Source organism: Levilactobacillus wangkuiensis (assembly GCF_016861605.1).
Lineage (GTDB): Bacteria > Bacillota > Bacilli > Lactobacillales > Lactobacillaceae > Levilactobacillus > Levilactobacillus wangkuiensis.
The window spans coordinates 153,527-178,499 of sequence record NZ_BOLM01000001.1 but is presented as its reverse complement, the minus strand read 5'-3'; the positions used below and the strand labels follow the sequence as shown (position 1 = coordinate 178,499).

Here is a 24,973-nt window from a genome sequence, read left to right as displayed (position 1 = left end):
ACCACATACAGAGCTTTGATATCACTCTAAGTAATCATTTACGACTCAGAAAAAATTTGCGTTATCTCTAATGACATCAGGAATAAATTAGTTGCCCAATGCTGATACCTCACAACCTAGTTTGTCATCCGGTAACGCTTTTGCCGGGCACTAATGTTCATGACGACCCCCATCACCAGCGCCAGAGTCCAGGTACTTGACCCCCCGTAACTGATGAATGGGAACGTGACCCCAGTGATTGGAAGAAATCCTAGAACCCCACCCAAGTTAAAGGACGTCTGCACGGCCAAATAAGTCGCCGCCCCGTAACACACTAACGACTGATAGGTCGAGTTGCTCCGAACACCAACCAGCACGGTCCGTAAGATAATCACAAAGAGTAACGTTACAACGGCCAGCGCCGTGATCAAGCCTAACTCTTCGGTCAAGATGGCCATGATGAAGTCAGTGTTGGGTTCGGGCAGGTACCCCGTCTTTTGGATACTATTTCCCCAACCGACACCAAAAATCCCGCCATTACTAATCGCGTAGTAGGAATTGACCAGCTGTTGCCCCACGCCCTGAGCATGCTCAAAGGGATTCATGAAGGCCACGATTCGTTGCAACTGATACGACCCTTTTCCTGCGGACGATGTTGCTAACCAGGAAAGCGCCGGCATAAGCACGAAAATACCTAAAGCAATGATCCCGGTAAAAATAACCTTAGCCAAGCGTGAGGCAAAACCGCTACTTAAGAACAGGACAAACATGATAGCCCCGTTGATTGCCGCCCCACCTAAATCGGGTTGCTTCATAATCAAGGCCAAAATAATTGCGCAAACTAACAGTGGCTTTTGCATCGTCGACCACCAACTGTATTCCTCTAAATCATCCTGGCGGTTCGTTATCACGTTTGATAACCAAATAATGATATAGAACTTAATGAATTCGGCCGGTTGAATGTTGATAGGTCCCAGACTGATCCAGCCAGCGGCCCCATTGACGGTTTCGCCCCTAACCAGCAGGAAGAACAGCGCCCCGTAGGCCAAGTACCCGGCGATCTTCAACAGTCGTTTATTCCGTAACTTATTGATGTTCATCATAATCATGAACACCAGAATAGCTAACCCCAGGAAGACATACAGAGCCTGCTTAATTAAATAACTACCCGGACTCCCCCCATTTTGCGTGCCGATGTCGGCACTGGCGGAATACACCATCACAATCCCGAAGACACTCAAAATCAAATAAGGTACCAGTAACCAATAATCTAAATATTTTAACTTTCGCATACGATTGATTCGCTCCAAGTCTACCGCCGTCTAGCGGTAATCGAATGCTCTTATTATAGCATAGCTCACTCACGATTTTGGCACAAAAAAAACGGTAAGGCCCGTGAGTTCCCTCACTGGGTCTTACCGTTAAAATTTATTTAAGGTTTAAATTACTTCCGTGAAGCAGTCTTCCGCTTCTTGGCAGCCTTTTCCCGTTCACTGGTGTTCAGAATTTGCTTCCGAAGACGGACGTGTTCTGGGGTGATTTCACAGTATTCATCTTCGTTGATGAATTCCAGTGATTCTTCCAAGGACATCTTCAAAGGTGATTTAACCTTAGCGATATCTTCGGAACCAGCGGCACGGACGTTGGTTTGGTTACGACCACGCGTGATGTTGACAGAAATGTCGTTGTCACGGCTGTTTTGGCCAATAATCATGCCTTCGTAAACTTCAGTCCCGGCATCCGTAAAGATGATCCCACGGTCTTGCACAGCCATGATAGCGTAAGTCGTTACCTTACCAGAGTTGATGGAAACCAAAGTCCCGTTATGACGACCAGGGTTCCAGTTCTTGATAACTGGCATGTACTTGGAGAACGTGTGGTTCATGATCCCGTATCCACGAGTTAAGGATAAGAATTCAGTTGAGTAACCGATTAACCCACGTGATGGGGCAATGAAGGTCAAACGCGTTTGACCGTTCCCAACGGCTTCCATGTTCTTCATTTCACCCTTACGCTTAGATAAGGTATCGATGATTGAACCGGTGTATTCGTCAGGGGTATCGATTTGAACTGATTCGAATGGTTCGCAACGAACGTTATCGATTGTTCTGTAGATAACTTCTGGACGAGAAGCTTGCAATTCGTAACCTTCGCGACGCATCGTTTCGATCAAGATGGACAGGTGAAGTTCACCACGACCAGAAACGACCCAGGCACCAGGATTGTCGGTGTCATCAACACGTAAGGAAACGTCGGTATGCAATTCACGCTTCAAACGTTCTTCGATTTGACGAGACGTAACAAACTTACCTTCGCGACCAGCAAATGGTGAGTCGTTGGTCCGGAAAGTCATTTGCAACGTTGGTTCGTCAATCCGTAAGATTGGAAGTGGTTCCAACGTGTCAGGAGCCACAACGGTTTCCCCAACGTTGATTTCATCCATCCCAGATACGGCAATCAAGTCACCAGCTTGGGCTTCGTTGATTTCCAAACGCTTCAAACCGAAGAAACCAAATAACTTGGTAACCCGGAAGTTTTGCTTAGAACCGTCAAGCTTCATAACAGTAACACTGTCACCAACCTTAACCTTCCCACGGAAGATCCGGCCAATCCCAATCCGACCAACGAAATCGTTGTAATCGAGCATGGCAACTTGGAACTGTAAAGGTTCGTCAGTGTTGTCAATTGGGGCTGGGATGTGCTTGATGATCGTGTCAAAGACAGGCTTCATCGTGTGTTCTTGTGAGGAGATTTCTGGCTCGTAGCTAGAAGTCCCGTTCATAGCTGAGGCGTAAACCACTGGGAAGTCCAATTGGTCTTCGTCCGCACCTAATTCGATGAAGAGGTCTAAGACTTCGTCAACGACTTCGGAAGGACGGGCGCCTTCACGGTCAACCTTGTTGATAACCACGATTGGGGTTAAGTGTTGATCGAGGGCCTTCTTCAAAACGAAACGGGTTTGTGGCATCGTACCTTCGTAGGCATCGACAACCAACAGAACGCCGTCAACCATGCGCATGATCCGTTCCACTTCACCACCAAAGTCGGCGTGTCCTGGGGTATCCAAGATGTTGATTTGCTTGTCGCCGTAACGAACGGCAGTGTTCTTGGACAGGATCGTAATGCCCCGTTCCTTTTCGATTGCGTTAGTATCCATGGCACGGTCGTCAATGGCCGTGTGTTCGTCTAACGTATCGGATTGTTTCAGCATTTCGTTAACCAGGGTCGTCTTCCCGTGGTCAACGTGGGCAATGATGGCAATGTTACGGATATCATCTCTGATTTTCAAGTGTATTTCTTCCTTTCGTGCTTGGTGAATTAGATGGATCACGGCATGCTTACGTCTGTAAGTACGCTTATTGTAGCGTCAATAGCTGGTAAAGTCCATCCGTATCGGCCAGCCGCATAAAAAAACTGTGACAGGGTCACAGTGAGACGTCATCTTCTTCGATTCGGAGAATATCACGTTGCGCTTTTTTCGTCGCTACTAGTACAAGATTAGATGATAACATATCGAGTGGTTTTCCGTCAATAGTCGACACTTGAACCCCCAACTCATTTAGCAGGACTTGACCTGCCGCGATGTCCCAAGGCTTCAGGTGCGAAATGTACCCTAACGTCTTGCCATTCATGATATTAATCATTTCGATTCCGGCACTTCCCAGGACGCGCATCCCCGAACTGACGTGAATAATTTCTTGCATGTGCGCCACATCATGAATCACTAAGGGACCACTGGCACCAATCAGCCCATCGGCCAACGCAATATCAGCCGGCGCTACGAGTTGCCGATCATCGGCCCAAACGCCGCCCAGTTGCGGTCCACCGTGGTACAGCACATCATTCATCACATCATAGATGTAGCCCAATTGGCCAACGCCGTCCTGGTAAATCCCAATCATGATGGCAAAGTTATCTTGCTGTTTCACAAAGTTCATCGTGCCATCAATGGGGTCCACAATCCAGACCCGACCATCCAGACTCGCGAGTTCATCACCAAAGCCCTCTTCGCCCAAAACCTTAGCCGTGGGATCAATTTCACGAATACCGGCAATCAAAAATTTTTCATTGGCGCGGTCCACGTTGGTGACTAAGTCTTTGCGATTACTTTTTTCAGCCACGGTCAATGGATCCTGCATCTTGGTTAAAACCCGTTGTCGGGCCTCTTTCAATAACTTAATAATTGCGGTGTTGAGTTGCTGCCAATCTTGGCTCATGCTACCCCTGTCCTTTCATCTTAATCTGACCATCTTCCTGCCGGGCCCGTTTCATCGTCCGGTAAATGCTATACCCGGCCGCTTCTTCAAAAGACTTGTCGAGCTGTTTTTCCATAAATTTCTGTGGAACGACCTTCTGAAATGCCCGGTAGGCATCCAGTAAGTCGCTACTAGCCACGCCGCGTGGTAATTCATACGCGTCTTCCACTCGCTGGTAGAGTTTGGTCACTGCAACGATATCCTCAGTCGACCAGTCTGGTTCTAAGGGGTAGGCATAATTATTTGGTTCCATTTAAGCGCGTCCTTCCGTTTGCTGACCGGCAATGGTCGCAATATTTTCTCGTAGCGTCGCAATCTGCTCGGCAAATTCGTGTTGCTCATCTTCAGATAAGACTAAGTTGGTCAGATGCTTGACCCCACTGCCATTCACCAGCACGGGGGTCGCTGCGGCGTAGACAGGCGTCTCATCGTGAATATTCGTGACCGAGGCAATCAGGGGTTGATTCGTCAAATCGGCCTCTAACAGGCGAATAAGCGCCATAGAACGCAACATCCGTTGGTCCGCCCCGGCCTCTCGTTGGAGCCAATGACCCATTTTACCTAAATCATCCGCGTTAAATTTGGCATCCTCGTTAGCCAGATACATCAAAATGGGGGCAGGCCCCACGTAGGTCCGACTCCACGCCACGATGGGCTTATCCGCCGTCCCAACGACGGCCGCCTGAATCGCCGCCACGCCGACTCCAAGTCGTTCAGCTAAGCGGTACGTGAGGAGGCGCGCCAATGGAAAGGTTCCCAGGCCCCAGATTTGGCTCTGGTTCAACCCGGAGAATTTCCAGGCAAAGTAGGTCAACAATTCATCGTGCTCACCACAGAAAACCAATTGGCCCTTAAACCCATTCTCCACGATTCGGTTCATGAACAGTCGCAATTCAGCAACCTCGGCCGCCGGAACGGTTTCAGCCTCGGCCCGGTCAAGCAAGACCAGCCAGGTAGCTTTACCGTAGTCCACGGCCGTCCCCACCCGTAACGTCATCTGGGGACACAGGGCACTGGCCACCACCAACGCTTGATACCGCGGGGCGTCGTCAGTTACATTCGGGATCACAACACATTCCAGCGGCAGATCCGCCACCAGTAATTGCCGGATAAACCGACTTGCCTGATCAAAGTTTCCTTGAATAATCAACGTTGGTTTCATGGTGACCCTCCTTTTTGCCCAATTCACGTTCTCTCCTGCCCAGGCACACACGGTGTGGTCCGGACAAAACGCAAGTCATAGCTCCATTATAAGTGAACGCCCGGGGATAGCAAGCTGTAACAATCAACTTTTTCTAGGCGTTTTGTAGATTAAATTGTCCTCGTCAGCGCCTACCGGGCGGGCAAAATGGGTCGGAACGCGGTGGGCAGGACGTCTGAAGCCAAAGAACGGTCTTCAGACTCGCTTTGAACCTCTGAGAACCGAGTTTCAAAGTCGCCATTCACTCATCAGGGCCTGATGAGTGAATCCCACGGCTGAACCCATTTTGCCCGCCCTCACGGCTCACATTGCTGCTTATTCAACAACTCATGCAAAGGTTGATTGTCACTGCCTGCTGTCGTCCCCATCAGTGCTGCACTCGCCCTTCCCAATCATAGTGACTCATCCCCGTAACTTTACGAAAACATCATGAGTCAATGCTTTGACCGCTACAACGGGTGTAAGAGCTGTAACCTTGTTATCACCACTCACACCCGTTGTAGCGCATTTTGGGTTTGGGTTAAACCCTTTTCAGGAATCACTCACCATCAAGAGCCGGAGGAAGCCAGGTGTGGAGACGGCTGTGTCGGTGATGTTGACCGGGTGCTCTCCCCGGTCTTACATCACGGGACGACTTTGGAAACTCGCGTGCCTCAGCGAGGTTTCAAAGCGAGGCGCCGGACCGCTTCTCAGGCCGGCACCGTTCCCCACAGCAGGCGGAACACCTGGAAGCCGTAGGTGGCCAATGCCGCGTGCCCTTGACCCTGGTTTTGACCCTAAGTCTCTGACCCTAAGCCCCTGATTCCAAAGCCTCTAACCCCAAGGTCCCAAACCCAAGGACAGCAAAAAAGGCTGCCATTGCTGGCAGCCTTTTCTGTAACGCTTTTAACAATCACGAGAGACTTTAGATATGTGTTGGGAAGCCCATTGCGATATCGGCAGTTTCTTGGATTGGTTCGTTTAACGTTGGGTGTGGGTGAATAGTCAAGGAAACGTCTTCAACGTTCAAGCCGTCGTTAACGATGATTGATAATTCACCAGCCATGGTGCTGGCTTCAGGGCCAACCGCTTCGGCACCCACGATGTTCTTGTTGTCGTCATCCGTGTAGATGAACCGAACAAACCCATCAGCGGCGTCCAATGAAACGGCACGTGCGTTCCCAGCGAATGGGAATTGCGCAGTCTTGACCTTGATTCCCTTGTCCTTAGCTGCGTCGGCGCTGTAACCAACGGTCGCAATTTCAGGATCAGAGAAGCAGACAGCTGGAACACTCAGCCAGTCGTTAGCCGTCTTCTTACCGGAGATGGCACCAGCCGCAGTCTTGGCTTCAGCAAAGGCCTTGTGAGCCAATGCAGCACCAGGAACAGCGTCACCGACAGCCCAGATGTGTTCTGAAGCAGTCCGGCCTTGGTTATCGACTTCGATTTGACCATGGTCGTTCAACTTAACCTTGGTGTATTCCAAGCCTAAGTCGTCAGTGTTTGGCTTACGACCAACGGTGACCATGCAGTAGTCAGCCTTAATCGTAGATTCCTTGCCGTCGACAGCGTAGGTCACACTGACACTGTTGTCGTCTTGCTTGGAACTCTTAGCCATAGCGTTGGTGATAACATCAACGCCCTTCTTCTTCAACTTCTTAAGGACAACGGAAACCATGTCCTTAGTAAAGTTAGGCAGAATTGACTTCGTTCCTTCGAGGATCGTTACGTGAGCACCTAAGCTAGCGTATGCACCAGCTAATTCAGTCCCAACGTAACCACCACCGATAACAACGAATTCCTTAGGGATTTCTGGCAAGGCCAGACCACCGGTAGAATCGACAACCCGACCTTCAAACTTGAAGCCAGGGATTTCGATTGGGTGAGACCCGGATGCAATAATAATGTTATTGAATTCGAAAGTCTGGCCCGTATCAGTAGACATGAACTGCTTTTCACCCGTAGGCATAACCCGTAGTTGGGTATCACTCAGGAAGACGGCTTCCCCGTTAACAACGTCAACGTGGTGCTTCTTCATCAGCATCTTAACACCGCTGGTCATCCGATCAACGACCTTCTTTTGCTTCCATTCCTGAGTCTTGGCGAAGTCGATTTCAGCTGACTTCGTTGAAATCCCGTAGGTGGAACCATCTTTAGCTTGTTCCAAACGGTGACCCGCTTGAATCAAGGCCTTAGAAGGTACACAACCAACGTTTAAGCAGACACCACCAAGGGTATCGGACTTTTCAACTAAAGTGACCTTTTGGCCTAATTCAGAAGCCCGAATGGCGGCAACGTAACCGCCGGGTCCGGCACCAATGATGACGGTGTCCTTTTTTTCAACATCTGCCATATTATTCCTACCCTTCCATTAACAACATTGCAGGATCGTGTAACAATGCCTTCATGTCGTTCAAAATATTTTGAGCTAAGGCACCATCAATCAGACGGTGATCGTAACTCAGAGAAAGCTTCAACATACGACCAACAACGATGTCGCCATCTTCGTTGACGATAGGAGCCTTTTCAATCCGGCCAACACCTAAAATAGCAACTTCAGGTTGGTTGATAACTGGGGTAAACCAGCCACCACCGATTGAGCCGACGTTAGAAATCGTGATGGAACCACCGGCCATAGAAGCTGGGCTTAACTTGTTGTCGTAAGCAGCTTGGGTGTTTTCAGTGATTTCCTTAGCAATTTCAAACATACCCTTGGAATCAGCAGCCTTGATGTTTGGTACGTAAAGACCATCATCAGTGTTGGTAGCGATACCAATATTGTAGTAGTGCTTGTAAACAATTTCCTGAGTCGTGTCATCAATAGATGCGTTCAATTCAGGGTACTTCTTCATAACGGCAACCAAAGCCTTAACAATGTAAGGTAAGAAGGTCAAGTGGATGTCCTTGTCGGCAGCAGCTTGCTTGTACTTCTTACGGTTAGCCATTAAGTCAGAAACTTCAACTTCATCAAATGAAGTTACGTGAGGTGCAATGTCCTTGGAAGTACGCATGCTCTTAGCAATGATCTTCCGCATTGGTGACATTGGTTCACGAGTTTCCAGATCTGGGTTGTCAGCGTTCCAAGGCTTGATAGCTTGACCAGCAACGGCCTTGCCACCGGCTTCGGCAGCTGGAGCAGCAGCGGCTGCAGGTGCAGCGGCGCCATTGAAGTTGTCGATGTCAGCCTTGAGAACTTGACCATGATTACCGGTTGGGGTAACCAGGGTAATGTCAACACCCTTGTCACGTGCGTATTGACGGACAGATGGCATTGCCATAACTAACTTGTTAGGATCTGAAGCGGCTGGAACACCAGTAGGTGCAGCGGCTGGAGCAGCAGGTGCTGCGGCTGGTTCTGGAGCAGGTGCTGGGGCAGCTTCTTCAGCTGGAGCGTCGTCTGCAGAGTCGCTAGCTTTCGTCAAGTCAGCAGGGGTATCTGAACCATCGTCAATGACGATCAGTGGATCGCCAATTTCAACAGTGTCCCCTTCTTGTGCAACAATTTGTGAAATAGTACCAGCAACGGGTGATGGTAATTCCGAAACAGACTTATCGTTTTGGATTTCGACTAATGTGTCGTCTTCCTTAACTGCGTCTCCTTCTTTAACAAGCCATGAAGAAATTTCGCCTTCGGCCATTCCTTCACCAAGCTCTGGGAGTTTGAACGTATAAGCCATGGGAAAACTTCCTTTCTTTCATCTAATGCAGGATGTCTCCCACATCGTTAATTTTATCGTTTAATGTTTAGATGTTATTTTTAGTAGTTGAAGATTTCGCGAGCCTTAGCTTCGATATCATCGGAGTTAGGGATCCAGTCATTTTCAGCTTGGGCAAATGGGTAAACGCTATCTGGTGCAGCTACCCGGCCGATTGGGGCATCCAATGACATGATCTTGTCTTCAGCAATGTCTGATGCGACAACGGCGCCGACACCGGCCATCCGTTGTGCTTCTTGAATGACAACAACCTTGTGGGTCTTGTCAATGGAAGCATAGATCGTATCAGTGTCAATTGGTGACAAGGAACGCAGGTCAATAACTTCAGCAGAGATGTTGTCCTTAGCTAAAGCATCGGCAGCGGTCAAGGCTTCGTTGACTTCAGCACTGTAGGCAACGAGGGTAATATCAGTACCTTCGCGAACAACCTTAGCGGAGTCCAACGGAACAGTGTACTTGTCATCTGGAACTTCATCCTTCATTGAACGGTAAAGTTTCAAGTTTTCCATGAACAGAACTGGATCGTCGCTTTCGATAGCGGAAATAACCAAGCCCTTTGCATCATATGGATTTGAAGGGGTAACTACCCGCAGACCTGGAGTACTTACGAAGTAGTTTTCCAAGTTATCAGCATGCATTTCGGCGGTATGAGTCCCACCACCAAATGGCGTACGGATGGTAACAGGGAAGTTCTTTTGGCCACCGAAACGGTAGTGGTCACGAGCTAATTGTCCAACAATCCCATCCATCGCTTCGAACGTGAAGCCCATGAATTGGATTTCAGGAATTGGACGCCAGCCAGTCAATGATAAACCAATAGCTAATCCAAGAATACCGGATTCAGCAAGTGGAGTATCGAAGACACGGTCTTCGCCATACTTGTCTTGTAAGTCAACGGTCGTCCGGAACACACCACCGTTTTTACCAACATCTTCACCGAAGATCAACGTCTTAGGGTCATCGCTTAAGACTTGGTCCAGACCAGAAGTGATCGCTTTGATATACGTCATTTTAGCCATGATTACTTCGACTCCTTTGCTTCGAATTCTGCAATTTGCTTCTTAACAGCTGGAGTAGGAACATTGTAAGTCCACTTCAAGAAGTCAGAAACCTTTTGTGCAGGTGCTGCTTCAGCTTCCTTCATTGCGTCTTTAAATTCGTCTTTGTATTGTTCAACTAACTTGTCTTCTTGATCTTGTGACCAAACGCCCTTGTCAGTTAAGACCTTCCGCATACGAATTAATGGATCGGCATCGAACCAAGGCTTAGTTTCTTCATCGGTCCGGTAACGAGAAGGATCATCACCAGCAGAGGAGTGAGCACCATAACGGTAAGTTAAGGTTTCAATAACAACTGGACCATTACCAGCAGCGGCATAGTCACGAGCAGCCTTTGAAACTTCGTGGACGGCCACGATATCCATCCCATCAACTTGGACGGAAGGAACACCCATGGCAACGGCCTTTTGTGCTAAGGTTTCAGCAGCAGTTTGCTTCTTCCGTGGAACGGAAATAGCCCAACCGTTGTTTTGAACGAAGAATACGGCAGGTGCTTGGTAAGCACTGGTGAAGTTAACTCCTTCGTACCAGTCCCCTTGTGAAGTACCACCATCACCGGTGTAGACAAACGCTACACGGTCTTCGTCTTTGTTCTTTTGGATACCCAGAGCAACGCCGGCAGTTTCAACGTATTGGGCACCAATGATAATTTGTGGGAACATCATGTTAGGATTTTCGTGTTGATTACCTTCAACATGACCCTTTGACCATAAGAAACCTTTTGCAACGGTAGTACCGTGTTGAATCATTTGTGGTAAATCACGGTATGCAGGTAACAGGAAGTCTTGTTCCTTAAATGCGGTAACACTTCCCATTTCACTGGCTTCCTCACCGGCAGTTGGAGCATAGAAACCGAGACGACCCTGACGGGAGAAGTTCATTGTTTGTTCGTGTAACGTACGCTCCCAAACCATTTTCTTCATGAAGTCAACAAGTTGGTCATCTGAATATTTTGCCAACGTGTCTGGATCAACAACCTTGCCATCTCCATTGATGACTTGAACCGGGTGCTTATACGGATCGGCCATCGTAGCTTTGATTTTGGCAAAGTCTACAATCTGTTTGCTTCCATTAGCCATAAGTAACACTTTCCTTTCACTTGATATGAAATTGTTAACTAAAAGTGAGTTAACGTTGCGTTTCCTGACTACGTTTAAAATGTACCATTTTTTCACAGCTCTTGCAAGCCCTTTCATTGTGACAAATAAAGGGATTCGGTCAAACTCCTACTGCGAGTTGCGGTTTTACATTTTTCACTTTTTTTGAAAATAGAAACCGTTTTCTTTTCATTTCATTTCCTTTAACCGGTATGTTACAATAGTACGTAACTATATTTAATTTTTGCGGAGGTAATTGCTCTTGTTTCTCATGAAAGATATTGTCCGCGACGGCGATCCCGTCCTACGTCAAGAGGCTGCGGACGTGAAGTTCCCCCTCTCAGCGGAAGACCAACAACTCGCTAAGGACTTAATGGAATACTTAGTTGTTTCCCAAGACCCAGAACAATGTAAGAAATACGGTTTGCGCGCTGGCGTTGGCCTGGCAGCTCCCCAAGTGGGGGTTTCCAAGAAGATGGCTTCCGTGCTGGTGCCCGCACCAGAAGACGGCGGCAAGTCACCGTTCACCGATGTCATCATCAATCCGGTCATCGTGTCTGAATCCGTTCAACCCGGTGCCCTGACTGAGGGTGAAGGCTGCCTCTCCGTTGATAAAGACGTGCCCGGCTTCGTACCCCGTCACGACCGCATCACCTTACGTTACTACGACGTGACCGGTGAGAAGCACCAGATTCGCCTGAAGAACTACCCGGCAATCGTTTGCCAACACGAAATCGACCACTTACATGGCACCCTCTTCTACGATCACATCAACAAGGACGAGCCGTTCGCCCGTAACGATGACATGATCATGATTGAGTAATTAACTAAAATGTCGCCGTCGCCCTGAAAATTGGGTGACGGCGTTTTTTAGGTGGCTAAACGAATCTAGTGTGGGTTTCCGTTCTCAGTATAAGAATCGGCCAGCACCAAGCAAAAAGGATTCAAGTCCTGCGGCGCCAACCAGGCATCTGGACTTGAATCCTTTTCGACTGAATCTCTCTATAGTAGAAACCGTAAAATCTTTGGGGAACCTTTTCCCTTTTAAACGTGGGCCACAGCCCCATCTGACAACAATTATTTGCCGATTTCTATCAAAATCAAACGTGTTTCTTCCATTATATTGTGATTGTTTTAACAATCTATTCTTACACATCTTATCCGGAGTGTTTCAATGACCTAGGTGCGACCCCGATTCGTCCCTCGTGAAAGCGACTAGTGGGAGTGAACCATTAACTGGACCGACGTGTCGCTTACGTGGACTCACATATCTCCAAGCACTTCTAATGGAAGAACACGTCATTCCGAGTTCCCTCTAACAAGGGCTAGAGGTCCTTCATCGCCGGATCATTAAGCTTTTTTAAATCTTTCAAGTATTCCACCGTGGATTCGTTCATGAGGTAGGCCACATCCACGTGAAGTTGCCCCTCGTACAGCCAGATGTCACTGACCACAAACGCCGGCCCGGCCACGACTGCCTTGACTTGATGATCCGCACTAAAACTGGCCAACGCGTCATTGAAGGCTGTTTCTAAGTGCGGTAACCGGCGATCCGTATCCATTCCGGTTGGCATGGCGTATTCAAAGGCCATCACGCCCCGACCCCAGACATCGGCCACGGTCACCGCCGAACTAATTTGACACTCTTCTTCGGTCAGCACATCGTCATTCACCAACCGCTGTAGCGCGGCCTTGACCGCCACATCCGTTTCATCCTGGGCGTTTCGCCGCACCATTCTGGTGGCCCGTTGTACAATCATTCGGTGAATCACAACGTAAATAACCAACGCAATAATGATGCCAATAATTATTTCCACTATTAGTGCCATGGCGACTCCTCCGTTCACTTTACACTAGTTTCATCATAGCATGTTTTACCGTCTAGGGGTAATTCTATACAATCAGCTGAAACTATGCTAAAATTGTGCTAATTGTTGTGTAAGCAACCCGCAGTTCGGCAGGACATAAATAATTCATCGTTCGCTCACGAATTGACGAATTAAATCGTTTAAATTGAAGGAGTTTTGTCTGTGATTTATAAAGTATATTACCAAGAAGATAACAAGCGGAATCCTAAGCGCGAGGATACGCATTCCCTTTACCTGGAGGCCCCAACCGAGGTTGAAGCCCGGGCACAAGTGGAAGCACACACGGACCACAATATCGAATTCATCGAAGCTATCGAAGGCAACGACTTAGCTTACGAGCAACAGAATCCGAATTACAAATTAACGGAGTTCACTGAATGAACAAGTTAAACGTCAAAAATAACGAGACCGCTATCTTTGGCGTGGGTGGACTTGGCGAAATTGGGAAAAACACTTACGGAATTCAATTTCAGGATGAAATCATCCTAATTGATGCCGGGATTAAATTTCCAGAGGACGAATTATTAGGAATCGATTATGTGATTCCTGATTACCAGTACCTCGTTGAAAACCAAGCCAAAATCAAGGCGCTAGTGATTACCCACGGCCATGAAGATCATATTGGCGGTATTCCTTATTTATTAAAGGCACTCAACGTTCCCGTATACGCGGGTCCGTTAGCCTTAGCTTTAATCAAGAACAAGCTTGAAGAACACGGATTACTTAAATCGACTGAACTACACACAATTGATGATGATACTGTGCTTAAATTTCGGAAGATGAGTGTCACCTTCTTCCGGACGACCCACTCAATCCCTGATACCCTGGGGGTTGCTGTCCATACACCAGTCGGCACGATTGTGGAAACGGGTGACTATAAGTTCGACTTAACACCCGTTACCAACCAGCCGCCTGATCTACAAAAGATGGCCAAGCTGGGTGAAGAAGGCGTTTTGTGCTTGATGTCTGATAGCACGAACGCTGAACGCCCTATCTGGACGAAGTCAGAAAAATGGGTGGGTAAGTCCATCCGTAAGATTTTTGACCAAGTCGAGGGCCGGGTCATCTTTGCCACCTTCGCTTCGAACATTTCTCGGATTGAAACTGCCTGTGAAACAGCACTGGCCCACGGTCGTAAGATTGCGGTCTTTGGCCGTTCCATGGAAGCAGCCATTGTTAATGGTCGAGAACTCGGGTACTTAAACATCCCCGACGAAGCGTTAGTTGACGCCAATACCATTCGCTCCATGCCGGCGAACAAGGTCATGATTCTCTGTACCGGTTCGCAAGGTGAACCCATGGCGGCCCTTTCACGGATCGCCAACGGGACCCACCGGCAAATCGCCATCCAACCGGGTGACACCGTCGTCTTCTCTAGTAACCCAATCCCTGGGAACACCATTTCGGTCAACCGGGTCATTAACGAGCTAGAAGAAGCCGGCGCCAACGTCATTCATGGTAAGGTCAACAACATTCATACTTCCGGTCACGGTGGTCAAGAAGAACAGAAGCTGATGCTCCGGCTGATGCAACCGAAATTCTTCATGCCAATTCACGGGGAATACCGGATGTTGAAAATCCATACCGAACTGGCTGAACAATGTGGGGTTCCCCTCGACCACAGCTTTATCCTGCAAAATGGGGACGTTCTCGCCCTCACCCAGGATTCGGCTCGGGTCGCTGGCCACTTCACTGCTGGTGACGTCTACATTGACGGCTCTGGCATCGGTGACATTGGCAACGTCGTGTTACGCGACCGTCAATTACTCTCCGAAGAAGGCCTGGTGGTCGTGGTTGCCACGATCGATCTCAAGAACCAAGAGATCAAAGCCGGTCCTGACCTGCTTTCTCGTGGGTTCGTTTACATGCGAGAATCCGGTGAGTTGTTGAACGAGGGTCGGCGGCGCGTCTTCCAGACAATCCGTCGGGCGATGCGTAATCCGAAGGCCACTGAAGCCTCCATTCGCAACGCGGTCATTGATGACCTGCAAAACTTCTTGTTTGAGAAGACCGAGCGGCACCCAATGATTCTCCCAATGTTCATCATGACTAAGTAATTTACCTGAAGGATTCGAGGCCAATCGTCTCGGGTCCTTTTTTAGTTGTGCAAAACCCATGAAACCGTTGTCATTTAGCCATTTCCGAACCCATTGGCGTCTTAATTATTACAACTAAGGAAAGTCGACGATAATCACTAGGCACCCCGCTGGTTTTCGTTTATAATGAAATGGACTAAAAATTGAGAGGAGCAGTACGGTGACTGTCCAGTTCTATATCATCCTAAATGAACACGCAGGAAGTGGCCAGGCCGCTACACTTTGGCCTCAGATTCAGGCGCGCCTTGATGACGCCCAAGTCTCCTACCAACTAGCTGTTTCGGAGTACCCCCACCACGCAATTCTGTTAAGCGAGCAATTTGCCAAACAACTCCCCGATGAACCCCACCAAAATTGGGTGGTTCTCGCCATTGGGGGCGACGGCACCCTGCACGAGGCCATTAACGGTCTCACCAAACAACCCCGGACTTACCCGATTCCGGTTAGCTACATTCCTATCGGGTCCGGCAACGACTTTGCCCGCGGCGCCGGCATGGCCCTGAAATGGGAAGACGCCTTTGATCAAGTCATCCAATGTACCCACGCAACCAATTATGATATTGGCGCGTATGATGAAACGATTAAGCACGAACATGGTGTCTTCACGAACAATTTGGGGATCGGTTTCGATGCAGCCATTATTACCAAGGCCAATCAATCCAAGGCCAAGGTTTGGCTCAACAAGCACCACCTGGGCTCCCTGTCTTACCTGGCATCGGCATTAGATGTGTACTACAACCAATCTGGGTTCACGTTGACCGTCCACGTGGGCAATCAACGTGATATCTATGCCAACGCCTTCTTGGTGACTACAACTAATCATCCCTACTTCGGGGGTGGCGTTGGCATCGCCCCGGGGGCCACGATTGAAGATCATCAGCTCCACCTAGTGGTTATCGAGAAGCCCAACTTCTTGAAGCTGATGTGGTTAGCCCTACGGCTCGTATTTAAGCGTCATTTGACGTCTAAGGCCGTTCACTACTATCAGGCACCAAAGGTCCACCTCACCGTTCCAGCCATCGAATACGGCCAATTAGACGGTGAAGAGATGGGCGGACGTTTCTTCGACGTCTACGTTGGGGTTAACCAGTATCCCTTCTGGTTTGATTTAACCATTTAATAAGGTTCTTATTTTAAAAAGCCGTAGAATGGCTTGGACATCTGTCCGACCACTCTACGGCTTTTTGTATATCCCAATATTGACGTTCAATGGCTAAGCTACCAAAATTGGCCTAGCAAAAAAGGAGCCTGGGATCAACTCCCAAACTCCTCGATAGGTTTTTATTTAATCTTCCGAAGCATCCATTGCTTCCAGAATCATGTCCAGCTGAGCGCACTTATTGGATAGGTCATGCATTTCCTCGCCGTAACGGGGCTCGATTCGCACCGTTTCCGAACTAGAACAAACACTCTCAGACTCTTTCCGCTTAAGCGTGGCTAACTGTGAATTAGCTTGCCGGTATTCTTCCAGAATCTCAATTCGATTACTCATCAATACACAACTCCTTCAACCAGGTTTATTTATGATTACTCGTCTGTCTCTAAATGACAAAAAGTATCATAACACTTGGTCACGGATTTGTTAACGATAATCTTAACTTTTTTCGGCAGTTTGGCCAAAGTGGCTAAACCCCTGCTTCGGATGGAAACGCTCTACTTCAGGGTTCCCGCGAAGGAAGGCATGAAGTACTTGCTGATGGATTGGACCTTAACGTTTTGACCGGGTTCTGGTGCCGCAACAAATTGGTTGTTGCCTAAGTAAATGGCATCGTGGTACGTGGCCCCTTTAGATCCCCAGAACAGGATGTCCCCAGGCTTAGCTGAGCCCACAGAGTGCGTGGTGACATAGCTTTCTTGGGAGACCGTGTTATGTGGCAGGCTGACGCCCTGGGCGTGCTGGTAAACATAAGCCACCAGACCAGAACAGTCCATCCCACTCAAGGAAGACCCGCCCCAGACATAAGGAATGTTGGCTGAAGCTAACTTCAAGGCCAAGCCCGTGACAGAACCTGAGGTCAAGCCACTGGTGCTAGCCTTCTTCTTTGTACTGCTGCTAGTCGCCGCAACGGCTGCCGTTGAACTAGACGTAGACCCTTGGGCTGCAGAAGCAGATGACGTGGTCTGATTGTTCACGGCAGAACGCGTCGCGGTCTTGATCCGCTTCGTCTTCTTAGCCGCGGTCGTGGCCGTCGCGTTTTGGCTGCCCGTTTGGGTTACCGCACTGCTACTCGTGGCAGCTGGCGTGCTGGTACTGCTCTGTACGGCACTTTGACTCGTTGTTGACTGCTTAGCTGCCGGACTAGTTTGGCTCTGGCTCGTCGTGCTTTGACTCGTAGCACTTGGCGTCGTTGACCGTACCAAGGCTGCACGACTGCGCCGTTGCGTCGTGGTCGTGGCATTGCTAGTTGGCGTCTGGTTGCTCGTCGCTGATTGTGATTGACTGGCAACTGAGGAAGACGTCGTCGTGTTCGTACGCGACGTGGCACTCTGACTTGACACACTTGATGATGAAGGCGTCGTCACGGATGAGCTAGCAGCCGACTGGGTTGCTGGTTGTGCCGCTGCCTGATGCTTCATCGTCGAACTCGATGAAGCTGATTGACTAGTCGTTTGCGAACCCGTTTGGGCCGTTGAGGATTTCGCCTGACTTGTCGCCGTCGTTGATGATGACTGGGCGGCACTACTCTGTCCCGTCGATGCTGCTGACGTTGAGCTGGTTGACTTCGCCGCACTCGTCACAGTAGAGCTACTAGTAGCTGCGGCGGTTTGTTGCTTTTGCTTACTTGCAGCCGCCTGCTGTTCAGCCACAATCTGGGCTTGAACGGCGTTGGCCTTCTGCGTTGACTGGCTGGTTGCACTAGGAGTTGTTTGACTGGATGTACTGTCACTCTTAGTTGCACTCGTTTGTGGAATCGTCAACTTCTGACCGACGCTTAACATATCGCCGGACATATCATTGGCCTTCTGTAACTGTGCCACTGTTAAGTGGTAGGTCTGAGCGAGATCCCATAAGGTATCGCCAGACTTCACTGTGTATGACTGCTTAGCGGTCTTAGCTGACTTGACTTGTAACCGTTGTCCAACAAAGATTAAATCGGTCTTGCCGTCAATTGAATTCTGTTGTTCTAAATCCTGAATAGAAACGCCGAGTTTTTGTGAAAGGTCCCACACGGTGTCTCCTGGCTTAACTTGGATGCTGTCCGCATTTGCGGTAATGGTTGCGCCCGCCGCGAAAGCCCCAATGGCCCCAACGACCCCAACAACTGCTTTGGTTTTCCGTTGTCCTGTACTCATCTTCACCAACACGTCCTTTTATGACTTTAGATTTTTTCAAACAAAGTGAACGTGGTCACACGCCGATCAAGCGCAATCCCGTTCGTTCATAGTCAATACGAATCACAAGCTAATAGTACCACACGTTTTCCCAGTTCCTTGTGAAATATTAAGGAATTGTTAACGGATTTTTAAAGCTGAACCGGTGTTCCCTTTGACGTTTTCTGAAATACAACGTGCTCTTGAAAACCCTTTCTATCGCTATTTTCTTTCACTTGCTATTCAAACACCCGTTCTTTTTCATTCATCAACTGATTGCCCGCCACTATCACATATTTGCAGAAACGTCACATTTTATGAATGATTGCAGAATACAAGTTAATATTGACGGCGCTTTCTGCATGCTACAAGTATCCGGTGAGTCCGCGACTTTGTGAAATTCAAAAAAGCGCACAAAAAAACGGGAGCTAAACTCCCGTTAATTTGTTAACCCGCCGTTCTTACTGCTTATTAGCCAACTAAGCTCTTAAACCAGTTGACGACTTTTTGCCAGATTTGCACAATGAAGTTCTCTGCTTTTTGGGCATCCGCACTGTTGGCGAAGTCTTTCACGCCAGCCATTTTGTCCCCAATACTATTTGCCAGGTTATTGGCAACGTTAGTCACATTGGTGACGTAGTTCTTACTGGTTGAGACTGGGGCTTGTTGTACCTTGCTTAACGCGATGGCAATGTTAGTGATTTGGGTGGAACTCGTTTGACCGTCGATGCCTTGTTTAGCCAGGGCCTTTTGCAGCATCTCTTCAATGTCCGCCTTGGTAGCTAGGTCATTCCCATCTTGCCGTTGCTTGGCCAGGTCGGAAGAAACGGACCCCACCGCTGACATCAGCTTCCCTGGGTATTTCTTGTTACTACTGTTGGAATCGATGGCTGGTTGAGTCGCATCCAGCACGCCGTTAGCGGCTTGGGTGTTTTCTGAATTCAACGTTAACCCATCCGCAGCCAGGGCCTTGTACACCCCGGTCAGCGCAGATTCACCAGAAACGGATTTGTCCGCCGTGACGGTGATGATCACATCCTTGACCCCCGCCATGGTGGCGACCATCGCGTACTGTTGTGAGGTGACTTCGGTAATGTTATTACTCCCATTATATTCGGCAATGTTGACCTTGACGCCGGTTCCGGGATCAGCGGGCGCTAACGCCACGGAGCTGATCATGCTGGCATCGGTCGTTCCGGCTGAATTTAGATACTGGGCGTAGTCACTGCCCGTTGCCGTTAAGGCTGTATAATTTGATTTTACCCCTAAGGCAGAGGCGACCGTATCCTTGTCCTCACTGGCTAAACCAGCACCGTAGACCACGTAGGCCTTGGACAGCGCCTTGGTTTGGACGGTACTGCCACTCGTCGCAGAGCTGCTGGTACTCGTAGTATCAGTGGAACTATCCGTCGTGTCGGCGTGAACCGCCAACGTTTGACCGCCGATGCCGACTGCTAATAAGGCCGCGGCCAATCCTAAAACAACGCTTTTCATCTTCATTAGAATGTTCCTCTCTTCTCGTTAGAATACTTCCCCCATAAACAAGTATAGCAGGTCCCCACCCGTTGCGTGGAGTCCTGCCATGAATTTAGAGAATTCTTCAGACTTGCTTTATTGCCAGAAACGCCGGGCACCCGCATATTCTGGGGCTAAGCCGGTCGCCGTCATCGAGACTAACTGCACCGCTTCACCAGGCTTGGGTGCGTGTAACATTTTCCCACTGCCGGCATACAGGCCAACGTGGTGAATCTCACCCGTACCGTGTTCTCGGGCAAAGAAGACCAGGTCACCGGCGGCCAATTCTTCGGGCGCAACCGGGTAGCCATTGGCAAATTGATCCTGTGCATCCCGGGGAATCATGTAGCCTAAAGCCCGGTGTAGCGCGTAGATCAAGCCGGAACAGTCGAAACCTTGCGGCGTGATGCCACCCCACAGGTAAGGCGTGTCCAGAAATTGTTTGCCTAAGGTCAGGAGCCGGCTACCATCATCGGCACCCTCGACGCCTAGCGTGGCCGCAGTGGCCGTGATCCAGCCTTGCCCCAGTGGTGTGACCACTTGGATCCATTCGCTATCTTGCCCCGTCGTCGGTAAAATCGTGCCCAATGGCAGCTCCATCAAAGGTTGCTTGTTCTCATCTAAGAGCTGGGTGACCGGATGCGCCAGTCGTACCGTGGTCGTTGGGTAGTCGAGTTCCTCGTCACTGGTAGTCAGTTGCGTTAATGGAATCCAACCAGGGTAACCGCGTCGTTCCTGCCGACTACTTTGCCGAGTAACAAAAACGTGGGCCCATTCACCCTCGACCCGGTCTAAAATCACGCGATCGTTAAACAGGGCCTCAGTGACCACTCGATTCTTATCTGCGAGTTGTTCCCGTTCCGCTGGTTTTAAGCTCGCTAACCAGGTCGTGAGGTTGCCATCCTTCAAGTAAGGTCGATCCGTTTTTGTGACGGTCGTTGGTGTAGACCACACCAGCGCTGTCGGTACCTTGATCCGTCGAATATCCATTAAAAACCGCCTCCAGTATCTTTACCCCCAATATACCAATAATTTTAACAACTTACTAGGTTTGGACGGAAACTTGTTACGTTGAAAACAAATTGGTCCTATCTTTCGCTCCCCGACGGCGGATTCAAGGCGCCCTGCTGTGGGGAACGGTTCCAGCCTGAGGAGCGGTCTTCCACCTCGACTTTGAGCCTGATAACCCGCAGTCTCAAAGGTCGTCCGGTGCTCTAAACTGAGAAAATCACTCAGTTAAGACCACCGACACAGCTGGCCGCCTTGATCCGCCTCTGGTCCGCTGACATCGACCATTTATTTTCAACGACAATCGTGACCTTTTTCGACACTAAATTGTCTTATAGCTAATGACATGACTGCCATAACTCTCGTTAACCAACTCATTTTATCGCACGTGGTTGCACTGCTGATAAAAAGTTAGCCAGTTCATTCCCACCAGAACGCAACAAAGCCAGGACCCGCGTCCCAGCTTTGCTGTCTCCGATGGTTGTTGCTTCCCCGAATATTGGTAACGCTTTTGACCGCGTTAGTCTAAGGCTAAGTAAGCTTGCACCACGCGTTCTGGTGTGAAGCCCGCCATCTCGGTGACGGTGCTTCCTGGGCCACTAGCGCCGAACCGTTCCTGAGTGAGCATGATGCCATCCAGGCCCGTGTATTGGCACCAGCCTAAGCCACTGGCCATTTCCACGGCAACCCGCCGGCGCAGGTGCCGTGGGAGGATCCGTTCCTGGTACTCGACAGATTGCGCATTGAATTTTTCAAAGCTTGGGAGCGAAACGACGCGAACGTCATGGCCGAGCGCACTTAATTTTGCCTGTGCGGCCAAGGCCAGGTTCACTTCTGAACCGGAAGCCATCAAGATGCCTTCCGCCTCATCGTGGGCATCTGCGACCACGTAACCGCCCCGCTTAACGCCAGCTCTAACAGCCGTGGGCCGCGGTAACGTCGCCAAGCCCTGGCGGGACAGGACGATGGCCGTTGGATGGTCCGTCGCCTGTATCGCCGCCAACCAGGCCGCCGCGGTCTCATTGCCATCGGCTGGCCGGTAGACCGTTAATCCTGGGATTGCCCGTAGAGCGGCTAACTGTTCAACGGGTTCGTGGGTCGGGCCATCTTCCCCGACTGCCAGGGAATCGTGGGTAAACACGTAGGTCACTGGCAGGTGTTGGATAGCGGCCAACCGAATCGCTGGCTTCATGTAATCGGAGAAGACGAAGAACGTTGACCCGTAGATCCGGGTGCCACCGTGTAAGGCAATCCCGTTCATCGCAGCAGCTTCAGCAAATTCTCGCACCCCAAACCATAAGTTTTTCCCGCGAGGATTCTCGGCACTAAACCGCTCACTATCGGTCACCGCCGTCTTGTTGGAACTAAACAGGTCCGCGGACCCGCCCCATAAGTTGGGAACCGCCGCGCTCAACCGTTGGAGCACTTCATGACCACTAGCTCGTGTGGCTAACTGGTCCTTCTTGTAATACGTTGGCAGTTGCGTAGCCAGGTCATCGGGTAACGCCTGACTGATGCCCTGCGCAAATTGGGTGGCCAATTCTGGTTCCACGTCGGAATAACGGGCAACTAGGTTCGACCATTCTTGGTGGCTCGCCCAGCCGCGAGCCTTGATGGTCGTCATGAACCGTTCGTGCACGGCAGCGGGCACCGTAAAGGGATCACAGTCCCAGTTATAGTTCTGCCGCGTCGTGGCTAGATCCGCCTCGCTGAGCGGTGCCCCATGAACCTTATTCGTTCCTGCGGCGGGGCTCCCGGCCCCAATCTGTGTCTTGACCTCGATCAAAGTTGGCCCGGATTGAGTGTTCTTGGCCGTGCGAATAGCCCGGTCAATGGCTTCCAAGTCCTCGCCATCGGCGACCCGCAGGTAGTTCCAGCCATAGCTTTCAAACCGTTGGCCCACGTCATCCTGGCAGGCATTGCTTAACGGTCCATCCAGTGAAATATCATTTGAATCATACAAAACAATTAATTTATTGAGTTGGAGTTGGCCAGCTAAGCTAGCGGCCTCGGCGGCGACCCCTTCCATCAAGTCACCGTCGCCACACAACGCGTAAGTATAGTGGTCGACCACGTTTAAATTCGGTTGGTTGTACGTTGCCCGTAAATGGCTTTCGGCCATGGCCATCCCAACCGCCATGCCGATGCCTTGGCCCAACGGCCCGGTCGTCGCGTCCACCCCAGGGGTCACGCCGACTTCGGGATGGCCCGGGGTCTTACTGCCCAGCTGCCGGAAATTCATTAAATCATGACGGTCCAGAGCAAAACCACTAAGGTGCAACAGGCTGTAGAGCATCGCTGACCCGTGCCCTGCAGAGAGGACGAACCGGTCACGATTGAACCACTGTGGAAACGAGGGGTCAACCCGCAGGTGCCGGGAAAATAGTACGTAAGCCATCGGTGACGCCCCCAACGGCAGACCGGGATGGCCCGACCGTGCCCGCGAGATCATATCCATGCTTAACATCCGCACGGCAGTGACCGCTTGTGTATCCGTTTCATCAAAATCAATTTGGTTTGAGACAACTTCTTCATTCAACATTTTTAAATAACCTCACTTAAATCGGCCGGACCAATCACGGCCTTGTTTTTGGTTGATGTTCCCAATTCGTTGATCTTACCGGTAAAATCGCCAATCGCTCATCGACTTTCATCACTATACCAATTTAAAATGATTATTGCAACCCCTCGTCAGAAAGTTGTTATACCGGTGATTCTAAACGTCAAAAATCAGATATACCAAATAGACCGATTTAAATAGTTTGCAACCGGTTGTCCCAAAACGCAAAAAAAATCGCAAACTTTTCCGAAAATTATCGGTTAAGTCTGCGATTTGACTATCTGTTTTCTGAAAGATTATTTTTGACTAGCGGCTTCGATTTCAGCAACCGTTGGAATCGATGGCATCGCGCCTAAACCTTGAACAGTCAAGGAACTAGCGCGTTGGGCAAAGACTAAGGCCGTGGCCACGTTGCTCAGGTCTGGCTTTAATTGTGAGCTCAAGGCCCCAATAAACGTGTCCCCAGCAGCCGTGGTGTCGACTGCGTGTACCTTGAAGGCTGGCACGAAGCCGGATTCCTTGGCGTTAGCGTAGTACGCACCCTTGCTCCCGACCGTGATGATCAGGTTTTTCACGCCCATTTCACGGAATTTCTTAGCGTTGGCATCCATCGAAGCTTCGTCAGTCACTTCGATACCGGTCAGTTCGGCACTTTCCGTTTCGTTAGGAACCACCAGGTCCGTCACCTTCAGGATCTCTGGGTCGATCTTCGCAGCTGGTGCCGGGTTCAAAATGGTCGTGACCCCGTGTTGTTTGGCAACTTTAAACGCTGCCAAGGTGGCTGCTTGTGGCGTTTCAAACTGGGCGATCAGGAAATCAGCCTTCGCAATTTCATCTTCACGGGCAATGACTTCGTCCGCTTTGATCTGTTGGTTGGACCCACCGTAAACCAAAATACTGTTTTGGCCAGCTTCATCCAAGAGAATGAACGCAGAACCGGTTCCGACCGTCTTGTCCGTGATGATGGCACTGGTATCGATGCCGTCGTTGTTCAGAGATTCCACCATGAACCGACCGGCGTCGTCGTTACCGACTTTACCGATAAAGCTGGTTTCAGCACCGGCCCGCGCAGCAGCAACCGCTTGGTTAGCACCCTTCCCACCGGCAGCGCTACTCTTGTTTTCCGTTGACAACGTTTCCCCAGGTTGAGGCATCCGAGCAACTCGCAGCGTCGTATCTACGTTTAGACTTCCGAGAACCGTAACTTTGTTTGACATAATTTACCTTCACTCCTTAAGCAGTGTTTAAAATTGTAAAACGTTTTACTCAATGCTGACACACCGAGGGTATCCGTTTAGATTACCCTTAGCGTATCATGTTTCGAAAAG

Annotated in this window: 20 protein-coding genes; 4 read left to right on the top strand and 16 right to left on the bottom strand. The window is 49.8% G+C overall.

Annotated features, from left to right (window positions below; translation table 11 throughout):
• Window positions 1-116: 116 nt before the first annotated feature.
• From JUF13_RS00685 to pdhA, 9 genes are all read right to left on the bottom strand, one after another.
• A complete protein-coding gene (locus tag JUF13_RS00685; RefSeq protein ID WP_203637299.1) occupies window positions 117-1,271 on the bottom strand; it encodes an FtsW/RodA/SpoVE family cell cycle protein in 1,155 nt (384 codons plus the stop codon).
• Between the two features lie 152 nt (window positions 1,272-1,423).
• Window positions 1,424-3,268, bottom strand: a complete 1,845-nt coding sequence (typA, locus tag JUF13_RS00680) for a translational GTPase TypA (protein ID WP_203637298.1) — start codon at window positions 3,266-3,268, stop codon at window positions 1,424-1,426.
• Between the two features lie 136 nt (window positions 3,269-3,404).
• On the bottom strand, window positions 3,405-4,196 hold the full coding sequence (locus JUF13_RS00675; protein ID WP_203637297.1) for an inositol monophosphatase family protein: 792 nt from the start codon (window positions 4,194-4,196) through the stop codon (window positions 3,405-3,407).
• 1 nt (window position 4,197) lies between these two features.
• Window positions 4,198-4,488, bottom strand: coding sequence for a UPF0223 family protein (locus JUF13_RS00670; RefSeq protein ID WP_203637296.1), 291 nt, complete (start codon window positions 4,486-4,488; stop codon window positions 4,198-4,200).
• Window positions 4,489-5,397: a lactate dehydrogenase gene (locus JUF13_RS00665; RefSeq protein ID WP_203637295.1), complete on the bottom strand. Its 909-nt coding sequence runs from the start codon at window positions 5,395-5,397 to the stop codon at window positions 4,489-4,491. It lies immediately after the preceding gene.
• A 943-nt stretch (window positions 5,398-6,340) separates the two neighbouring features.
• On the bottom strand, window positions 6,341-7,768 hold the full coding sequence (lpdA, locus tag JUF13_RS00660) for a dihydrolipoyl dehydrogenase (protein ID WP_203637294.1): 1,428 nt from the start codon (window positions 7,766-7,768) through the stop codon (window positions 6,341-6,343).
• Between the two features lie 7 nt (window positions 7,769-7,775).
• Window positions 7,776-9,092 (bottom strand): 2-oxo acid dehydrogenase subunit E2, encoded by a 1,317-nt coding sequence (locus JUF13_RS00655; RefSeq protein ID WP_203637293.1) that lies wholly within the window; start codon window positions 9,090-9,092, stop codon window positions 7,776-7,778.
• Window positions 9,093-9,172: 80 nt separating this feature from the next.
• Window positions 9,173-10,150, bottom strand: a complete 978-nt coding sequence (locus tag JUF13_RS00650) for an alpha-ketoacid dehydrogenase subunit beta (RefSeq protein WP_125762994.1) — start codon at window positions 10,148-10,150, stop codon at window positions 9,173-9,175.
• 2 nt (window positions 10,151-10,152) lie between these two features.
• The gene (gene pdhA / locus JUF13_RS00645; protein WP_203637292.1) at window positions 10,153-11,268 is read right to left on the bottom strand and encodes a pyruvate dehydrogenase (acetyl-transferring) E1 component subunit alpha; all 1,116 of its coding nucleotides are present in this window, start codon (window positions 11,266-11,268) and stop codon (window positions 10,153-10,155) included.
• 280 nt (window positions 11,269-11,548) lie between these two features.
• Between pdhA and def the strand changes: the two genes are divergently transcribed.
• Window positions 11,549-12,109 (top strand): peptide deformylase, encoded by a 561-nt coding sequence (def, locus tag JUF13_RS00640; protein WP_203637291.1) that lies wholly within the window; start codon window positions 11,549-11,551, stop codon window positions 12,107-12,109.
• 502 nt (window positions 12,110-12,611) lie between these two features.
• Here def and JUF13_RS00635 read toward each other — a convergent pair.
• The gene (locus JUF13_RS00635) at window positions 12,612-13,115 is read right to left on the bottom strand and encodes a hypothetical protein (protein WP_203637290.1); all 504 of its coding nucleotides are present in this window, start codon (window positions 13,113-13,115) and stop codon (window positions 12,612-12,614) included.
• A 201-nt stretch (window positions 13,116-13,316) separates the two neighbouring features.
• Between JUF13_RS00635 and JUF13_RS00630 the strand changes: the two genes are divergently transcribed.
• The 3 genes from JUF13_RS00630 (at window position 13,317) to JUF13_RS00620 (ending at window position 16,370) form a co-directional block, all read left to right on the top strand.
• On the top strand, window positions 13,317-13,535 hold the full coding sequence (locus JUF13_RS00630; protein WP_125763002.1) for a DNA-directed RNA polymerase subunit epsilon: 219 nt from the start codon (window positions 13,317-13,319) through the stop codon (window positions 13,533-13,535).
• A complete protein-coding gene (rnjA, locus tag JUF13_RS00625) occupies window positions 13,532-15,211 on the top strand; it encodes a ribonuclease J1 (RefSeq protein WP_125763004.1) in 1,680 nt (559 codons plus the stop codon). Before JUF13_RS00630 ends, rnjA begins: the two co-directional genes overlap by 4 nt.
• A 199-nt stretch (window positions 15,212-15,410) precedes the next feature.
• Window positions 15,411-16,370 (top strand): diacylglycerol/lipid kinase family protein, encoded by a 960-nt coding sequence (locus JUF13_RS00620; RefSeq protein WP_203637289.1) that lies wholly within the window; start codon window positions 15,411-15,413, stop codon window positions 16,368-16,370.
• 165 nt (window positions 16,371-16,535) lie between these two features.
• Here JUF13_RS00620 and JUF13_RS00615 read toward each other — a convergent pair whose 3' ends face one another.
• From JUF13_RS00615 to rbsK, 6 genes are all read right to left on the bottom strand, one after another.
• Complete coding sequence (locus tag JUF13_RS00615; protein WP_125763008.1) at window positions 16,536-16,742, bottom strand: hypothetical protein; 207 nt, start codon at window positions 16,740-16,742, stop codon at window positions 16,536-16,538.
• 161 nt (window positions 16,743-16,903) lie between these two features.
• Window positions 16,904-18,544 (bottom strand): peptidoglycan endopeptidase, encoded by a 1,641-nt coding sequence (locus tag JUF13_RS00610; protein WP_203637288.1) that lies wholly within the window; start codon window positions 18,542-18,544, stop codon window positions 16,904-16,906.
• A gap of 489 nt (window positions 18,545-19,033) precedes the next feature.
• A complete protein-coding gene (locus JUF13_RS00605) occupies window positions 19,034-20,062 on the bottom strand; it encodes a DUF1002 domain-containing protein (RefSeq protein ID WP_203637287.1) in 1,029 nt (342 codons plus the stop codon).
• A 111-nt stretch (window positions 20,063-20,173) separates the two neighbouring features.
• A complete protein-coding gene (locus JUF13_RS00600) occupies window positions 20,174-21,067 on the bottom strand; it encodes a C40 family peptidase (protein WP_203637286.1) in 894 nt (297 codons plus the stop codon).
• 538 nt (window positions 21,068-21,605) lie between these two features.
• Window positions 21,606-23,627: a transketolase gene (gene tkt, locus JUF13_RS00595; protein ID WP_203637285.1), complete on the bottom strand. Its 2,022-nt coding sequence runs from the start codon at window positions 23,625-23,627 to the stop codon at window positions 21,606-21,608.
• 314 nt (window positions 23,628-23,941) lie between these two features.
• The gene (rbsK, locus tag JUF13_RS00590) at window positions 23,942-24,862 is read right to left on the bottom strand and encodes a ribokinase (RefSeq protein ID WP_125763018.1); all 921 of its coding nucleotides are present in this window, start codon (window positions 24,860-24,862) and stop codon (window positions 23,942-23,944) included.
• Window positions 24,863-24,973 lie beyond the last annotated feature (111 nt).

Excerpts from the sequence above, each read along its gene's own strand:
- JUF13_RS00685 (WP_203637299.1), bottom strand. The coding sequence starts at position 1,271 with ATGCGAAAGTTAAAATATTTAGATTATTGGTTACTGGTACCTTATTTG.
- JUF13_RS00675 (WP_203637297.1), bottom strand. The coding sequence starts at position 4,196 with ATGAGCCAAGATTGGCAGCAACTCAACACCGCAATTATTAAGTTATTG.
- JUF13_RS00670 (WP_203637296.1), bottom strand. The coding sequence starts at position 4,488 with ATGGAACCAAATAATTATGCCTACCCCTTAGAACCAGACTGGTCGACT.
- JUF13_RS00665 (WP_203637295.1), bottom strand. The coding sequence starts at position 5,397 with ATGAAACCAACGTTGATTATTCAAGGAAACTTTGATCAGGCAAGTCGG.
- lpdA (WP_203637294.1), bottom strand. The coding sequence starts at position 7,768 with ATGGCAGATGTTGAAAAAAAGGACACCGTCATCATTGGTGCCGGACCC.
- JUF13_RS00655 (WP_203637293.1), bottom strand. The coding sequence starts at position 9,092 with ATGGCTTATACGTTCAAACTCCCAGAGCTTGGTGAAGGAATGGCCGAA.
- JUF13_RS00650 (WP_125762994.1), bottom strand. The coding sequence starts at position 10,150 with ATGGCTAAAATGACGTATATCAAAGCGATCACTTCTGGTCTGGACCAA.
- pdhA (WP_203637292.1), bottom strand. The coding sequence starts at position 11,268 with ATGGCTAATGGAAGCAAACAGATTGTAGACTTTGCCAAAATCAAAGCT.
- JUF13_RS00635 (WP_203637290.1), bottom strand. The coding sequence starts at position 13,115 with ATGGCACTAATAGTGGAAATAATTATTGGCATCATTATTGCGTTGGTT.
- rnjA (WP_125763004.1), top strand. The coding sequence starts at position 13,532 with ATGAACAAGTTAAACGTCAAAAATAACGAGACCGCTATCTTTGGCGTG.
- JUF13_RS00615 (WP_125763008.1), bottom strand. The coding sequence starts at position 16,742 with ATGAGTAATCGAATTGAGATTCTGGAAGAATACCGGCAAGCTAATTCA.
- JUF13_RS00610 (WP_203637288.1), bottom strand. The coding sequence starts at position 18,544 with ATGAGTACAGGACAACGGAAAACCAAAGCAGTTGTTGGGGTCGTTGGG.
- JUF13_RS00605 (WP_203637287.1), bottom strand. The coding sequence starts at position 20,062 with ATGAAGATGAAAAGCGTTGTTTTAGGATTGGCCGCGGCCTTATTAGCA.
- JUF13_RS00600 (WP_203637286.1), bottom strand. The coding sequence starts at position 21,067 with ATGGATATTCGACGGATCAAGGTACCGACAGCGCTGGTGTGGTCTACA.
- tkt (WP_203637285.1), bottom strand. The coding sequence starts at position 23,627 with ATGTTGAATGAAGAAGTTGTCTCAAACCAAATTGATTTTGATGAAACG.
- rbsK (WP_125763018.1), bottom strand. The coding sequence starts at position 24,862 with ATGTCAAACAAAGTTACGGTTCTCGGAAGTCTAAACGTAGATACGACG.